Here is a 15,791-nt window from a genome sequence, read left to right as displayed (position 1 = left end):
GTTTCACGTGAATCACTTGCCGATGCAAAATTGCGAAAAGATGATATCCAGGAGCTGCTCGACATCCACATGCCCGGTTATCCGACCAAGGGAGGAGGCTGCGGCACGCAGACTTTCAGCTCGAACATCAAGTTCCTTGCCGTTTAGCGCTTCCTCCAGGAAATTGAAAGCCTCTTTGAGATGGCGGCTCTGCCTTAAGCGATTCGGAACGAGCGATCCCGACCAGATCTGCTGAAGATTGGCGAGCAAACGCGCCCGCAACTCCTCAAGACCTTCACCAGTCTCGCTTGAAATACAGATATCATAGGCCGACGAGGGGCCGTGCTGGTCCATCTTCGTTCCGACCCGCACGATGTTCGGTATGTCAGCAGCCAATGAATGTTGCGGTTCCGAATCGATCTCCTCCAGATTCAGAATCAGATCTGCTTGTTCAATGGCAGTGAGAGCCCTCCGGACTCCCTCCATCTCAACCCGATCATCGGTCGGTCGCAGGCCGGCCGTATCGAAAAATCGCACGAGATAACCGTCCAGATCGATATCCACATGCAGGATGTCCCGCGTTGTGCCGGCAATCTCGGTCACGATAGCGACGTCCCGTTTGGCCAGCGCGTTCAACAGACTGGATTTTCCGGCATTGGGTGGCCCTGCAATGACGACCTTATATCCGTCGCGAATAACCTCTCCAGCCTTAGCCGCAGCGATATGCTCCTTAAGCTCCAGAGAGAGATCCGCCATATCCGACCACACCCTGTCGGCAACCGATCCTGGAACGTCATCCTCGTCGGCAAAGTCCAGTTCTGCTTCGATCAGGGCACGGGCGCGAGTCAGGCGCTCAGCCCATTGATTGTAGAGCGCGGATTGGCCACCAAGACCTTGTTCCACAGCCAGCCGGCGTTGCATCTCGGTCTCGGCGGCTATGAGATCGGCGAGGCCTTCAACTTCCACCAGATCCAGCTTGCCGTTCTCAAACGCCCGCCTCGAAAACTCACCCGCCTCTGCGAACCGTAAACCGAGGTTTTCGAGTTCTTCGTAGACGGCGGCAACGACAGCCCGGCTGCCATGCAGTTGGAATTCGACGCAGTCCTCGCCCGTAAACGAATTGGGGGCCGGAAAGAGAAGCATGAGCCCCTGGTCTATAACCAGGCCATCGCGGCTTCGAATTGTTCTCAGGGCCGCTTGGCGGGCTTGCGGCAAGTCTCCAGCCAGAACTCGGACTGCATCGAAGGACGCCGGACCACTGAGCCGTAGGACCGCAACGCCCGCTGGCAGCACGCCACTGGAAAGTGCAAAGATCGTATCTTCGGATGAGATCATTAGATTGCCTTAACAAACCAAACCCGAAAAATCAAAAAAGCGCCCGGACGAGCCGAGCGCTTTTGGTAATTGAATCCGGCTAAGGATTACGTATTCATCGAATCGAAGAAGTCGCCGTTGTTTTTGGTCTGCTTCAACTTGTCGATCAAGAATTCGATGGCATCCGTCGTTCCCATCGGGGCAAGGATGCGGCGCAGCACGAAGATCTTCTGCAGGTCCTGGCGCGGCACCAGCAGGTCTTCCTTGCGGGTACCGGATTTGAGGATATCCATCGATGGGAAGATGCGCTTGTCGGCCACCTTTCGATCAAGGACGATTTCCGAGTTGCCGGTACCCTTGAATTCTTCGAAGATGACTTCATCCATTCGGCTTCCGGTATCGATCAGAGCGGTCGCTATGATCGTCAACGAACCCCCTTCTTCGATGTTGCGGGCGGCGCCGAAGAACCGCTTCGGACGCTGCAGCGCATTGGCATCCACGCCGCCTGTCAGAACCTTGCCGGACGAGGGGACGACCGTGTTGTAGGCTCGGCCGAGTCGGGTGATGGAATCGAGCAGGATCACCACGTCGCGGCCGTGTTCGACCAGGCGCTTCGCCTTTTCGATGACCATTTCGGCAACCTGCACGTGCCGGACTGCCGGCTCATCGAACGTCGAGGAAACCACTTCGCCCTTCACCGAACGCTGCATGTCCGTCACTTCTTCCGGACGCTCGTCGATCAGGAGAACGATGAGGTAACATTCCGGATGGTTGGCAGTGATCGAATGGGCAATGTTCTGCAGAAGAACGGTCTTACCGGTCCGCGGAGGAGCGACGATCAGTCCGCGCTGACCTTTTCCGAGAGGCGCGACCAGATCGATGACCCGCGCCGACAGATCCTTGGACGTCGGAATATCGAGTTCCATCTTGAAGCGCTCGTTGGGATAGAGCGGCGTCAGGTTGTCGAAATGGACCTTGTGCCGGATCTTTTCCGGGTCGTCGAAATTGATCGTATTGACCTTCAGCAGAGCGAAATAACGCTCGCCTTCCTTCGGGCCGCGGATCGGCCCTTCGACGGTATCGCCGCTTTTCAGCGAGAAGCGGCGGATCTGGGACGGGGAGATGTAGATGTCGTCGGGACCTGGCAGATAGTTGGCATTTGCCGACCGCAGGAAGCCGAACCCATCCTGCAAGACCTCGACCACGCCCTCGCCGATGATCTCGACGTCCTGGCTCGCCAGAACCTTAAGAATTGCGAACATCAGCTCCTGCTTGCGCATCGTGCTGGCATTCTCGACCTCAAGTGATTCGGCAAAGGTCAGCAAATCCGTAGGCGATTTGCTCTTGAGTTCTTGAAGCTTCATTTCAGCCATGAAGGGGGGACCATATTGAGAATTTCAGGGAAATTGTAGGCGTGTCGGTGAAATTCGCTACCGCGGAAGATGATCCGGGGACGACGGGAAATTACACGCATGCCACGAGATGAGATGGAGGGAAAATAGCGATTCACGTGGAACGCCGCAAGAGGCTTCGCCAAAACTCGTCAAAGAAAGCGATCAGAAAGGTTTCACGATCACCAAAAGGACGATCCCGATCATCAGCAAGGTTGGCAACTCGTTCATCATCCGCCAATAACGGGGCGATCTTCTGGGACCGTCCGCGGCAAACGCCCGTACCGCACGGCTGAACAGCACATGCACTGCGGTAAGCAGGACCACGAGGGCGATCTTCCCGTGCAGCCACCCGCCCCGGAACTGATAGACATCCCAGGCGAGATAGAGACCGAGAACCCAGGTGATCATCATCGCAGGGTTCATGATGATTTTCAGTAGCCGCTGCTCCATCATCTTGAATGTCTCGGACTGTGCCGAGCCCGGTTCAGCATCGCTGTGATAGATGAACAGCCTCGGCATGTAGAGAAGCCCCGCCATCCACGAGATCACGGCGATCACGTGAAAAGCCTTGATGTAGAGGATGAAATCATTCGGCCTGGCGAGATAACCGGCCGCGAGGATTGCGATGAATATGCCGAGAGCCACCAAAGCTCTGACGGCCGAACGCCGCCCCGCCGGTTTCCCGGTCTGCAGCTCATCGGTACTCATACCCCTGCCTCACGCACCCGCCTGACCAACGTCGTCACGTTTTCGGGATCAGCCTCCGGTGTGATCCCATGGCCGAGATTGAAGATCAGCGGGCCATTCCCGAGTTTTTCAAGAATGGCATCGATCCCCTCCTCGAGCGATCGACCGCCGGCAACGACCCGCATCGGATCCAGATTGCCCTGAACGGGGCCATCCTTCTGCAGCTCCGCGGCGAAGGAAAGCGGAACGGACCAGTCGAGACCGATTGCGTCGGCTCTCGTCTTCTGACGGTAGTGAAGCAGATTGAGGCCCGCTCCCTTCGCGAATGCAATGATCTTTGCCTGCGGTCGACGGCTACGGACGATCTCGATCATCCGGGCAACGGGCTTCACCGCAAAATTCTCGAATTCCCGTTCGCCGAGCACACCGGCCCAGGAATCGAAAATCTGAACCGCATCAGCGCCGGCGTCGATCTGGGCGATCAGGTATTCCGCGGAGATCTCCGCCAGGATGGACAGGAGTTTCTCGAAAGCTTCGGGATGTCGGTAGGCGAAAAGCCTTGCCGGTGCCTGGTCCGGGGTCCCATGCCCAGCGATCATATAGGTTGCCACCGTCCAGGGCGCTCCACAGAAACCAAGCAGCGCCGTTTCTTCAGGCAATTCCTGCCGCAGGCGGCGTACGGTTTCGATCACCGGAGCCAAATGGCCGAGCACGCTCTCGCCCCTAAGATTTCCGATACCGGAAACGTCGATGGGATCCATCTGCGGCCCTTCGCCCTGCACGAAGCGAACATTCCGTTTCAGGGCATCGGGAATCACGAGAATGTCGGAAAACAGAATGGCCGCGTCGAAGCCGTAGCGCCGGATCGGCTGCAAGGTCACCTCGACAGCCAGATCCGGCGTGTAACAGAGATCGAGGAAACTCCCGGCCCGAGCTCGGGTTTCCCGGTACTCCGGCAGATAACGTCCCGCCTGTCTCATGAGCCAGATTGGTGGCGGAGCAACGGTTTTGCCGTTCAGCACCTCGACGATCTTCCGGTATGGGCCGGTCAATGGGGTCTCCCCTAAAATAAAAGAAATGAATCTAGAATAGGTTTCTATTTCTTAGAGTCGGTGAGTAGCAAGGATTAAAGTCAGATCACAGCCGACGCGACGATCGGCCGCTTTTCGCAATGTTCGGGAGACGGAAAAGCCATCGCGAGGAGGTTTGTGAGGATAGCGCGATTCCATCAACACAATCAAAGGTTTGTGTTGATGGACGGAGAAGTCGAGTCTGTGGATAAGCTGGGGATGAGAAAGGCGCTTGATGCCTCTGTCCACAGAGTGCACAAGGGTCGTGGATCTACATCCGCAGAACCCGCGAATGTGGAAAACTCGACGGTTTTCCCAGACCCGGAGCGGCGGCTGGGCTGGATCGATCGTCTCTCCCTGGTTGTCAACAAAGGGTAAAGATTAGCGTGGAGAACAGAAAAAATTTCTTCCATCTGCATCTGATATCTGACTCAACCGGGGAGACTCTCATCTCCGCGGGTCGCGCGGCCGCCGCCCAATTCCAGTCTTCCCTTGCCGTCGAACACGTCTACCCGCTGATCCGCAACCGCAAGCAGCTCTTGTCTGTACTGGAGGCCGTCGACCAGGAACCGGGCATCGTGCTCTATACGATCGTCGATCACGAGCTGGCGGGATTGATCGATGAGCGCTGTCGGGAGATGGGCTTGCCCTCGGTGAATGTCCTGGAACCGGTCATGATCACCTTCCAGGCCTATCTGGGTGCGCCGTCGCGCCGTCGCGTCGGTGCCCAGCACGCCTTGAACGCCGATTATTTCAAACGCATCGAAGCTCTCAATTTCACCATGGATCATGATGACGGCCAGATGCCGGAAAGTTATGACGAAGCGGACGTGGTGCTGATCGGGATCAGCCGCACCTCGAAAACGCCGACCAGCATCTACCTCGCCAATCGCGGCATCAAGACGGCCAATATTCCAATCGTACAAGGTGTCGATCTGCCGGAAAGCCTCTACCGCGCCGTCCGTCCGCTGATCGTCGGTCTGATAGCGACGACGGACCGGATCAGTCAGGTGCGCGAGAACCGTGACCTTGGCGCGACGCAGGGCTTTGATAGACATCATTATACCGACCGGGCCAGCATCAACGAGGAACTGAAATATGCGCGAGCCCTCTGCGCGCGTCATAACTGGCCGATCATCGACGTGACGCGTAGATCCATCGAGGAGACGGCGGCGGCAATCGTTGCGCTACGCCCCAAGCTGCGTTAAGCGAAACCCTGCCGTTCCTGGGAGATATTTCGTGACATCGCCTCTCGTGCTTGCTTCCTCCAGCCCCTTTCGCCGAATGCTGATGGAAAATGCCGGCCTGACTTTTGAAAGCCACGCCGCGGATATCGATGAGCGGAAGATCGAAGCAAGCCTGGAAGGTGCAAGCCCTGATCAGGTCGCCCTGGCTCTTGCCAAGGCAAAGGCGCTGGAGGTCGGCCTGCGTCATTCCGGTGCCCTGGTGATCGGGTCGGACCAGACCATGTCGCTCGGAAATCGCGTTTTTCATAAGCCGAAATCGCTTGGCGAGGCGAAGGAGAACCTTCTGTCGCTGTCGGGCAAGACCCATCGGTTGAACAGCGCCATCGCGATCACCAAGGATCGCGATGTTTTGTGGGAGCACATTTCCCACGCCGACCTGACCGTGCGCCCACTGACCGAGACTTTCGTCGACCGATATCTGGCGCGGGTAGGTGAAAAGGCGTTTTCCAGCGTCGGCGCCTATCAGTTGGAAGGGGAGGGAATTCAGCTCTTCTCCGAGATCGAGGGTGACTATTTCACCATCCTGGGCCTACCGATGCTGCCTCTCCTCGATAAGTTGCGGGTGCTTGGAGCTATCGATGGCTGATTCACGTGAAACATTCTTGGTTAACGCATTCGTAACCGGCTGGCCGGTGAAGCACTCGCGCTCGCCGATGATCCATAGTCATTGGCTGAAGCAATTCGGCATTCCTGGGTCCTATCGGGCAGAGGCGGTGACGGAAGCGGATTTCCCAGCCTTCATCCAATCGCTGAAGGACGGCAGTTCCCGATATCGTGGCGGCAACGTCACCATTCCTCATAAGGAACTTGCCTTCAAACTTGCTGACAGGCCGGATGAACTGGCTGAAGAACTCGGCGCGTCCAACACTCTCTGGTTGGAGGAGGGCATCCTCAAGGCGACGAACACCGATGGTTACGGCTTCACCGCCAATCTCGATGATCGCTATCCTGGCTGGGACAAAGCCGGTCGGGCGGTGATCTTCGGTGCAGGCGGGGCGAGCAGGGCCGTCATTCAGGCCGTCCGCGATCGCGGCATCGGCGAGATCCATGTGGTCAATCGCACATTGGCGCGGGCAAAAGAACTCGCCGACCGCTTTGGCGCCAGGATACATGCCCATCCGCTGGAGGCCCTGGACGAAGTGATGACGGGCGCTGGATTGTTCGTCAACACCACCTCGCTCGGCATGGGCGGCAGCCCGGCGCCTGAAGTGAATTTTTCACCGCTCAGCAGCGGCGCTGTGGTGACAGACATCGTTTATGTACCTCTGAAGACCCCTTTGCTCTCGCAGGCGGAAGAGCAGGGGTTTCCGATTGTCGATGGTCTTGGAATGCTTCTGCATCAGGCGGTACCTGGCTTCGAGAAGTGGTTCGGCCGGTGCCCGACTGTCGACGCGGTCCTCCGGGATCTGGTGATCGCCGATATGGAAAGACACGGATGATTGTCGTCGGCCTCACGGGTTCCATCGGCATGGGCAAGTCCACGACCGCAAAAATGTTTGCGGAGGAGGGCGTGCCGGTGAATGATTCCGACGCCGTCGTCCATGATCTTTACCGCAGCGATGCCGTGGCGCCCATCGGAACCGCCTTTCCCGGTGCCGTCAGGGAAGGCGTCGTCGACCGACAGGAACTGTCGCGCCAGCTTTCCGCCACGCCCGAAAAATTCCAGGTTCTCGAGGCGATCGTTCACCCGCTGGTGCGTCAGCGGGAGATCGCCTTTCTAGACCGGCACCGGCAGTCGGAGACGGATATTGTCGTCCTGGATATCCCGCTGCTTTTCGAGGTCAAAGGCGAAGAGAGGGTGGATGTGGTGGTGGTTGTCACCTGTGATCCACAGATCCAGCGGGCAAGGGTACTTGCGCGCCCGGGCATGACCGAGGAAAAATTGGCGATGATTCTCTCCCGCCAGTTGCCCGATGCGGAGAAACGCAAAAGAGCCGATTTCCTCATCGACACCGGCCTTGGGCTTGAGAAGGCGAGGGCAAGGGTGCGGGAAATTATCGCCTCCTTGAGAGCCGGAAAGACGAGCGAACATGCGTGAAATTATCTTCGACACGGAAACCACCGGCCTCGAAACGCGCTTTGACCGCGTGATCGAAATTGGCGGCATCGAGCTGATCAACAATTTTCCGACGGGCAAGACCCTGCATCTCTACATCAATCCTGGCGACCGGAAGGTGCATCCGGATGCACTGGCCGTGCACGGCATCACCGACGAGTTCCTGAAGGACAAGCCGGGTTTTGCGGATATCGCCCAGCAGATCGTTGAATTTTTCGACGGTGCGAAATGGATCGCCCATAATGCCAACTTCGATATCGGCTTCATCAACGCCGAATTCGAACGGATAGGGCTGCCTCCGGTGCAGACCGACCGTGTGGTAGATACACTCGCCTTGGCTCGCCGCAAGCATCCGATGGGTCCGAACTCGCTGGATGCGCTTTGCCGTCGCTACGGCATCGATAACGCCCATCGCACCAAGCACGGTGCGCTCCTCGACTCCGAACTTCTGGCTGAAGTCTACATTGAAATGACCGGTGGCCGTCAGGCTGCCCTCGGCCTGATGGGTACCGAACGATCGACGACCGTGATCGAGGTTGACGAAATCGTGGTGACGGCCGTCGGCCGGCCGCGGCCTTTGCCGAACAGGCTGACGGAAGCGGAGATCGAGGCACATGCCGCCATGGTGGCCTCGCTCAAGGACAAGGCGCTCTGGCTCAGGTACAAGTCTGCCGAATAAAAAAACCCGGGTCTCAGGCCCGGGTTTCTTTTTGATGAGATCACGATGGATCAGCTGTTCAAAGCCTGAACCTTTGAACGAGCCTGTTCCTCGGCCATACGTTGCGAGAACATCTGGGCGAAATCGATCGGGTCGATCATCAGCGGCGGGAACCCGCCATTGCGGGTGACGTCGGCAACGATCTGGCGGGCGAAGGGGAAAAGCAGCCGCGGGCACTCGATAAAGAGAAGCGGCAGCATGTGTTCCTGAGGGAAGCCGGTGATGCGGAAAACGCCGCCGTAAACCAGTTCCGCCGCAAAAACCACCTTGTCGCCATCCTTGGCCTCGGCATTCAGCGTCAGCACCACATCGAAATCGGCGTCGGAAAGCGGATTGGCGTTGACGTTGACGTTGATCGTAATGCCGGGAGCCTTGTCGCGGGCCTGCAGCGAACGGGGCGCGCCGGGATTCTCGAACGAGAGATCCTTCGTATATTGTGCCAGGATATTGATGGACGGCTGGGCCGTCTGGTTGTTTTCGTCTGCCATTGGGACTTCCTCGAGGCTCTGGAACGTTGAGGCCCTCTAACATTTCGGAATATGCCTTACAACCCTGGCAAACTACCGGCTCCGTTCAAGGTTCCCGACTTTTGGGTCCTGCCCAGGGAGAAGAGGAGCCGGAGCCCGAAGAATTGCCGTCGCGGTGGAAATCCTCCTCGTCGAGATCGACGACCGGACCCGGTTTCTGGCCGGCCGGTCCCGTTCGGCCGCCGTCGTAGTGATGGCCCGTCGTGCGCGATGTGCGGACCACCACAATCCGGCGGCCGATCAGCGACCAAAGGAAGCTGCGGACGAAGGGAATGAAGAGAGCCAGTCCGATGATATCGGTCAGAAAGCCCGGCAGCAGAAGCAGGATACCGGCGACGACGATCATCGCACCGTCCACCAGGGTGCGCCCGGGCATCCGCCCTTCGCGGCTTTCGGCCGAGATCTGTTTCAGGATTTGCATACCCTGGCTGCGGAGCAGGAAAGCGCCGAGGATGGCCGTGCCGACCACAAGGCCCAGTGTCACCCATAGCCCAAGCGCCCGGCCGACGAGGACAAAACCGGCAATTTCGGCCAGCGGCCAGAGAAGAAGAATCGGCAGTAGAAAGAAACGCATGATGTTCCCTGTTTTATTATCACCCGGCGTCGATCGATACTGACGCCTTCGCTATTTGAATGATGAGCGGATGCGGACTATATGAGAAGCTGTACCAACGATTTAAACGGCATTGCGGGTCAATATGGGTTCCAACGACTTTATAACACTCTTTTTCCTCGTCGCCGCGGTGCTGATCTTCCTGCAACTGCGCAGTGTGCTCGGCCGGCGGACGGGAAACGAGAAACCGCCGTTCGACCCCTACAGCCCGCGAGATGTGGCGAAAAATCCGGGCGGGGACGATAGTAAGGTCGTGACCTTGCCGCGCCGTGATGCCTCCGATGACGAACAGCGTTATGTGGACATCGATGCGGTTGCCAAACCCGACACACCGCTCAATGCTGCACTTCGGGAGATTTTGAGGGCAGATCCGTCTTTCCGCCCGCGCGATTTCCTGAATGGTGCGCGAATGGCCTATGAGATGGTTGTCATGGCCTTTGCCGATGGCGACCGCAAGACGCTTAAAGGTCTGCTCTCGAAGGAAGTCTACGAAGGTTTCGATGCGGCGATCTCCGAACGCGAAGCGAGAGGAGAGGTGGTGAAATCCACATTTGTCGGGATCGACAAATCGGACATCACCCATGCCGCCATCAAGGATTCCGAGACGCAGATCACGATACGGATCGTCAGCCAGCTGATCTCCGCCACCTACGACAAGGCCGGTACGCTGATTGATGGTGATCAGGAGACGGTGGCCGAGGTCACGGACATCTGGACCTTCGCCCGCGACATCCGTTCCCGCGACCCGAATTGGAAGCTGGTCGCCACCGAATCCGAGCAATGACGGACGGCTCTGCTGGTTACACGCTGAGGCGGGTTGCCTTCTCCGATCTGGCAGGATGGGAGGAGGACGACCCGCGGGCGCTTTTTCCCGGAATGCGGGCGTGTCTCGAGCATATCCTCAAGGTAAAGCCCTATCGTACCGGCTCGCTCGGCTTGACCGCGGGCGATCTGGCGACGTTCTTTGAAAAGGCAGGCGACAGTCCTTCCGATGCGGCGTCGGCTCGCGCTTTCTTTGAAACTCACTGCATTCCGTTTCTGATCGCCAGGCAAGACGGTCGCCGGGGTTTCGTAACAGCCTTTTACGAGCCGGAAGTCGAGGTCTCGGAGACATCCGACGAGACATGGCGCCATCCTTTCTATTACCGCCCCCCGGACTTGATCGACATTGACGACTCCAACCGTCCGACTGGAATGGACTCCGGCTACATGTTCGCGCGTCAGACTGGAACCGGAATCGCCGCCTATCCGGACCGCGGCGAGATAGACCGTGGTTTCCTCGATGGGCAAGGCCTAGAAATTGCCTTCGCCAGATCGAAAGTGGACGTCTTTTTCGCTCATGTGCAAGGGGCGGCGCGGCTGAGATATCCCGACGGACGGGTCAGGCGCATCACGTATGCCGCGAAGGCGGGTCACCCGTTTTCACCGATCGGAAAGCTTCTGATCGACCTTGGTGAGATCGATCCGACGACGGTTTCGATGCAGAGCATCCGACGCTGGCTGGAGCAGAATCCGGCTAAGGTCGATGACGTTCTCTGGCACAATCGCTCCTACATCTTTTTTCGGGAAGCGGATGTTTCCGATCCGTCGCTCGGGCCTGTAGCGGCGGCCAAGGTACCGCTGATCGCCGGTCGTTCGCTGGCGGTGGACCGGCAGATACACACTTTCGGTTTTCCCTTCTTTATCCGGTCCGAGACGCTGACCCATCTGGATGGCGGTAAACCCTTCGGCCGGCTGATGCTGGCTCTCGATACCGGCTCGGCAATCGTCGGTCCCTCGCGTGGCGACATTTTTACCGGATCGGGTTTCGAGGCGGGCGAGTTGGCCGGTACGGTTCGCAATGAAGCCGATTTCTATATCCTCGTCCCGAGGCATCTGGCGGATGGGTTCGACGGATGAGGGGCGGCCGCAAACTCGATCCGGAAGAACGAATTCTCTGGGGCAAGGTAGCGAAATCTGCGCGTGCCTTGCCGGGACGGATGAAGGAAATTCTCGAGTTCGAGGAGCAGGAAGCTTCCAAACTCGTGGCCGAGCAGCCAGCCAGGCCGAAAGCGGCGCCTTTGCCGGAAAATCCGGTTGTCGAAACTGCAAAGCCGAAACGTGCCGTCAGGATTCATCATCCGCTCGAAAAGCCCGTCAAGAAGAAGCTCGCCAAGGGACGGCTCCCGATCGAGGCGCGACTTGATCTTCACGGTCTTTTTCAAGGCGAAGCCCATGACCTGCTGCTCGATTTCCTGCTTCGCGCTTATGAGCGGGGTCTTCGCCATGTCCTGGTCATCACCGGAAAAGGCAGCTCGATGGGAAGCGAAGGCGCGTTGCGCCGCGCCGTACCGCTCTGGTTTTCAAAAGCGGAATTCCGGTTTCTGATATCCTCTTACGAGTGGGCGGCCCGGCACCACGGCGGGGAAGGTGCCATGTACGTCCGTCTTGCCCGGAGCCGGACAGCCAATGGGGAAGATCGGGAATGACGCCGTTCGGTCAGGCGCTTCGTGAACTTCGCCGCCGGAGAGGCATCACCCAGCGGATGCTGGCTGAAGCGATCGGTGTCACGCCCGCCTATCTGTCGGCACTTGAGCACGGGCGGCGCGGCAAACCGACCTTCGAGCTCCTGCAAAGAATTGTCGGCTATTTCAATATTATCTGGGATGAGGCGGAAGAGTTGTTCGGGCTCGCCGAGGATTCCCATCCCAGGGTGGTTCTGGACACATCGGGCATGCCAGCGCGCTACACGGCCTTCGCCAACCATCTTGCGCAACGGATTCGCACTTTGGCGCCGGACGTGATAGAAGAAATGGACATGCTGTTGAAGAAAAACCCTCCTCAGGATTGACTTTCGGCGCCCATCCACGGCTTTCGTACCGTGTTCCCAGGGACCAACCTTTAGAAACCGCCCCGGTTTGCCTATATTCCAAGGTTGGAATAGCTGGTGATTCGCTTGGCCGGCATCTCAAACGATTGGAAGAAAATTAATGACCGATACACCCGTCAGCGAGAATGACGCGAGTGCCGAATATGGTGCCGATTCGATCAAGGTTCTGAAGGGCCTCGATGCTGTCCGCAAGCGGCCCGGCATGTATATCGGCGATACCGACGACGGCTCCGGCCTGCATCACATGGTCTATGAGGTCGTGGACAACGCGATCGACGAGGCCCTGGCCGGCCATGCCGACCTCGTGACCGTTACGCTCAATCCGGACGGCTCGATCACGGTGACGGACAACGGCCGCGGCATTCCGACCGATATCCATAGCGGCGAGGGCGTGTCGGCTGCGGAAGTCATCATGACGCAGCTCCATGCGGGCGGAAAATTCGACCAGAATTCCTACAAGGTTTCCGGCGGTCTGCACGGGGTTGGCGTTTCTGTCGTCAATGCTTTGTCGGTCTGGCTGAAGCTCAGAATTCGCCGCAACGGAAAGATCCACGAAATTTCGTTTACACATGGCGTCGCCGATGCTCCGCTGAAGATCATCGGTGATTATGAAGGGCGATCCGGCACCGAGGTTACTTTCCTCGCCAGCCCGCAAACCTTCACCATGACCGAATATGACTACAACACGCTGGAGCACCGTCTCCGGGAGCTGGCTTTCCTGAATTCTGGCGTGAGAATCCGGCTAACCGATAAGCGCAAACCGGATATTCGTGAAGAAGAAATGCTCTATGACGGCGGCTTGGAAGCCTTCGTCCGCTACCTCGATCGCGCCAAGAAACCGCTGGTCGAGAAGCCTGTCGCCATCAAGGGTGAGAAGGACGGCATTACCGTCGAAGTCGCCATGTGGTGGAACGATAGCTACCACGAGAACGTGCTCTGCTTCACCAACAATATCCCGCAGCGCGACGGCGGCACCCATATGGCCGGCTTCCGCGGCGCGCTGACGCGCCAGGTCACGTCCTATGCCGATACGTCCGGCATCACCAAGAAGGAAAAGGTCACGCTGCAGGGTGAAGACTGCCGTGAAGGCTTGACCGCAGTGCTTTCCGTCAAAGTCCCGGACCCCAAGTTTTCGTCGCAGACGAAGGACAAGCTGGTTTCCTCGGAAGTCCGGCCGGTAGTGGAAAGCCTCGTCAACGAGGCCCTGAGCACCTGGTTCGAAGAACATCCGACCGAAGCGAAGATATTGGTCGGCAAGGTCGTGGAAGCCGCCGCCGCCCGCGAAGCAGCACGCAAGGCGCGCGAACTCACCCGCCGCAAGGGTGTTCTCGACATTGCTTCGCTGCCGGGCAAGCTTGCTGATTGCTCTGAACGCGATCCGGCCAAGTCCGAACTTTTCCTCGTCGAGGGTGACTCGGCGGGCGGCTCGGCAAAGCAGGGCCGTTCGCGCGAAAATCAGGCGATCCTGCCCCTGCGCGGCAAGATTTTGAACGTCGAGCGCGCCCGCTTCGACAAGATGCTGTCGAGCCAGGAAATCGGCACGCTGATCACGGCGCTCGGCACGTCGATCGGCAAGGATGAGTTCAACGCCGACAAGCTGCGTTACCACAAGATCATCATCATGACGGACGCTGACGTCGACGGCGCCCATATCCGTACACTTCTGCTCACCTTCTTCTTCCGGCAGATGCCGGATCTGATCGAACGCGGGCATATCTATATCGCCCAGCCGCCGCTTTATAAGGTGACGCGCGGCAAATCGATCCAGTATCTGAAGGACGAGAAGGCGCTCGAAGAGTATCTGATCAGCATGGGTCTGGAGGATGCGACCTTGACGCTCGGCTCCGGCGAGGTGCGTGCCGGTCAGGATCTGCGCGAAGTCATCCAGGACGCCCTTCGCCTTCGCTCTCTGGTCGACGGCCTGCACTCCCGTTACAGCCGTTCGATCATCGAGCAGGCGGCGATCGCGGGCGCATTGCATCCCGATCTGACTGATAATCCTGAACGCGCCCAGCAGACGGCCGACGAGGTTGCCCGTCGCCTGGATATGATCGCCGAGGAAACGGAACGTGGCTGGTCCGGCCATGTTACCACGGAAGGCGGCCTGCGCTTCGAGCGCATGGTGCGCGGCGTCAAGGAAGTGGCGGTCGTCGATGTTGCCCTGATCGGTTCGGCGGATGCCCGCCATATCGACCAGATGACGGCGCGTCTGCAGGAAATCTACCGCACGCCGCCAGTGCTCAGCCGGAAGGATGGCACACAGGAGATTCCAGGTCCCCGTGCGCTTCTCGATTCCATCTTCGCGTCGGGCCGCAAGGGTCTCTCGATGCAACGTTATAAGGGCCTCGGCGAAATGAATGCCGAGCAGCTCTGGGAAACGACGCTCGATCCGAATGTCCGTTCTCTGCTGCAGGTGAAGGTCAACGACGCGACGGATGCCGACGGTCTTTTCTCGCGCCTGATGGGTGACGAAGTCGAGCCGCGCCGGGAATTCATCCAGGAGAATGCGCTCAGCGTCGCCAATCTCGACATCTGACCATTCGGCAATCGCACCAATGAAAGCGGCGCCCTTGCGAGCGCCGCTTTTTCTTTGTCCAGATCAAAAATGTTTCACGTGAATCTTTCCTGTGGATAGGGATTCACGTGAAACAATTGTTAAACCTCAGGACGAAGCCTCTCACGGCTCTCCGGTGAATTTGCCTTCGAAAGCAATTTCCGAAACCGGCTTTCGCTTGCTGGGGAATTCCCGTTCGGCAAGGTCGTCAGGAAGGGTGCTGCGATCGGCGATCCGGCCGATCGCAGCCGCCGCCTCTACCCGGTATCCTTCCGGAACGCCAAGTACCTCGACTGCCTTTTCCTTGTCGAAACCTTCCATGCCGTGGGCGTGATAGCCGAGTTTCATCGTCTGGCAGATCACGGAGAACCAGGCAGCACCGGTATCGTACGAATGGGTATAGGCGGGCTTCCGGTCCCCATCCTTGGAAATCCGATAGCTTTTCGAAACGACGAACATCAGCGCGGCGGCGTTCTTTGCCCAGCGCTGATTGCCGGCAGCGAGAATGTCGACGAAACCCGGAAACGAGGCAGTGCCCCGAAGTGCATAGATGAACCGCCAGGGCTGGTTGTTGCCGGAAGACGGTGCCCAATGGGCGGCGTCCAGGATCGTAAGCATCGTTTCCTGGCTAATCGTCTCTTCGGTGAAAGCCCGAGGTGACCACCGATCCAGAAAAAAGGCGTCGATGGGAAACTCGGATTGTCGGGAATTGCTGTTGGTCATGAACTTCTCTTGGTTTGGCAAACTGTCAAAGACATAGATA

Annotated in this window: 17 protein-coding genes; 10 read left to right on the top strand and 7 right to left on the bottom strand. The window is 58.3% G+C overall.

What is annotated here, in order from left to right; translation table 11 throughout:
- Nucleotides 1-12: 12 nt before the first annotated feature.
- The 4 genes from mnmE to hemE form a co-directional block, all read right to left on the bottom strand.
- On the bottom strand, nt 13-1,314 hold the full coding sequence (gene mnmE, locus C5L13_RS26680) for a tRNA uridine-5-carboxymethylaminomethyl(34) synthesis GTPase MnmE (RefSeq protein ID WP_105386305.1): 1,302 nt from the start codon (nt 1,312-1,314) through the stop codon (nt 13-15).
- Between the two features lie 86 nt (nt 1,315-1,400).
- Nucleotides 1,401-2,666: a transcription termination factor Rho gene (gene rho, locus C5L13_RS26675; protein ID WP_105386304.1), complete on the bottom strand. Its 1,266-nt coding sequence runs from the start codon at nt 2,664-2,666 to the stop codon at nt 1,401-1,403.
- 183 nt (nt 2,667-2,849) lie between these two features.
- Complete coding sequence (gene hemJ, locus C5L13_RS26670; RefSeq protein WP_105386303.1) at nt 2,850-3,395, bottom strand: protoporphyrinogen oxidase HemJ; 546 nt, start codon at nt 3,393-3,395, stop codon at nt 2,850-2,852.
- On the bottom strand, nt 3,392-4,354 hold the full coding sequence (hemE, locus tag C5L13_RS26665; protein ID WP_407070480.1) for a uroporphyrinogen decarboxylase: 963 nt from the start codon (nt 4,352-4,354) through the stop codon (nt 3,392-3,394). The genes hemJ and hemE overlap by 4 nt, the downstream gene beginning before the upstream one ends.
- A gap of 476 nt (nt 4,355-4,830) precedes the next feature.
- Here hemE and C5L13_RS26655 point away from each other — a divergent pair, with 476 nt between their 5' ends.
- From C5L13_RS26655 to dnaQ, 5 genes are read left to right on the top strand one after another with little or no spacing between them, the layout of a single operon-like run.
- Nucleotides 4,831-5,652, top strand: a complete 822-nt coding sequence (locus C5L13_RS26655) for a pyruvate, water dikinase regulatory protein (RefSeq protein WP_105386300.1) — start codon at nt 4,831-4,833, stop codon at nt 5,650-5,652.
- 31 nt (nt 5,653-5,683) lie between these two features.
- Nucleotides 5,684-6,277, top strand: a complete 594-nt coding sequence (locus tag C5L13_RS26650; RefSeq protein ID WP_105386299.1) for a Maf-like protein — start codon at nt 5,684-5,686, stop codon at nt 6,275-6,277.
- A complete protein-coding gene (locus C5L13_RS26645; RefSeq protein ID WP_105386298.1) occupies nt 6,270-7,130 on the top strand; it encodes a shikimate dehydrogenase in 861 nt (286 codons plus the stop codon). The genes C5L13_RS26650 and C5L13_RS26645 overlap by 8 nt, the downstream gene beginning before the upstream one ends.
- Nucleotides 7,127-7,729, top strand: a complete 603-nt coding sequence (coaE, locus tag C5L13_RS26640; protein WP_105386297.1) for a dephospho-CoA kinase — start codon at nt 7,127-7,129, stop codon at nt 7,727-7,729. Before C5L13_RS26645 ends, coaE begins: the two co-directional genes overlap by 4 nt.
- A complete protein-coding gene (gene dnaQ, locus C5L13_RS26635; protein ID WP_105386296.1) occupies nt 7,722-8,426 on the top strand; it encodes a DNA polymerase III subunit epsilon in 705 nt (234 codons plus the stop codon). Before coaE ends, dnaQ begins: the two co-directional genes overlap by 8 nt.
- A 50-nt stretch (nt 8,427-8,476) precedes the next feature.
- Here the strand turns inward: dnaQ and secB are convergent, their stop codons facing one another.
- Complete coding sequence (gene secB, locus C5L13_RS26630; protein WP_105386295.1) at nt 8,477-8,953, bottom strand: protein-export chaperone SecB; 477 nt, start codon at nt 8,951-8,953, stop codon at nt 8,477-8,479.
- Nucleotides 8,954-9,038: 85 nt separating this feature from the next.
- Entirely contained in the window at nt 9,039-9,566 is a 528-nt protein-coding gene (locus C5L13_RS26625; protein WP_105386294.1) for an FxsA family protein, read from the bottom strand.
- A gap of 124 nt (nt 9,567-9,690) precedes the next feature.
- Between C5L13_RS26625 and C5L13_RS26620 the strand changes: the two genes are divergently transcribed.
- From C5L13_RS26620 to gyrB, 5 genes are all read left to right on the top strand, one after another.
- Entirely contained in the window at nt 9,691-10,389 is a 699-nt protein-coding gene (locus C5L13_RS26620) for a Tim44/TimA family putative adaptor protein (protein WP_105386293.1), read from the top strand.
- Nucleotides 10,386-11,504, top strand: coding sequence for a murein transglycosylase A (mltA, locus tag C5L13_RS26615; protein ID WP_105386292.1), 1,119 nt, complete (start codon nt 10,386-10,388; stop codon nt 11,502-11,504). The genes C5L13_RS26620 and mltA overlap by 4 nt, the downstream gene beginning before the upstream one ends.
- On the top strand, nt 11,501-12,073 hold the full coding sequence (locus C5L13_RS26610) for a Smr/MutS family protein (RefSeq protein WP_105386291.1): 573 nt from the start codon (nt 11,501-11,503) through the stop codon (nt 12,071-12,073). Before mltA ends, C5L13_RS26610 begins: the two co-directional genes overlap by 4 nt.
- Complete coding sequence (locus tag C5L13_RS26605; protein ID WP_105386290.1) at nt 12,070-12,435, top strand: helix-turn-helix domain-containing protein; 366 nt, start codon at nt 12,070-12,072, stop codon at nt 12,433-12,435. The genes C5L13_RS26610 and C5L13_RS26605 overlap by 4 nt, the downstream gene beginning before the upstream one ends.
- 139 nt (nt 12,436-12,574) lie before the next feature.
- Nucleotides 12,575-15,010: a DNA topoisomerase (ATP-hydrolyzing) subunit B gene (gene gyrB / locus C5L13_RS26600; RefSeq protein ID WP_105386289.1), complete on the top strand. Its 2,436-nt coding sequence runs from the start codon at nt 12,575-12,577 to the stop codon at nt 15,008-15,010.
- 141 nt (nt 15,011-15,151) lie between these two features.
- On the opposite strand, the gene C5L13_RS26595 is transcribed toward gyrB, so the two are convergent.
- Nucleotides 15,152-15,751: a nitroreductase family protein gene (locus tag C5L13_RS26595; RefSeq protein WP_105386288.1), complete on the bottom strand. Its 600-nt coding sequence runs from the start codon at nt 15,749-15,751 to the stop codon at nt 15,152-15,154.
- Nucleotides 15,752-15,791: the final 40 nt, after the last annotated feature.

Source organism: Neorhizobium alkalisoli, from assembly GCF_002968635.1.
Taxonomy (GTDB): domain Bacteria; phylum Pseudomonadota; class Alphaproteobacteria; order Rhizobiales; family Rhizobiaceae; genus Neorhizobium; species Neorhizobium alkalisoli.
Note: the sequence above shows the minus strand (reverse complement) of the source record. Positions and strands in the feature narration are given on the sequence as shown.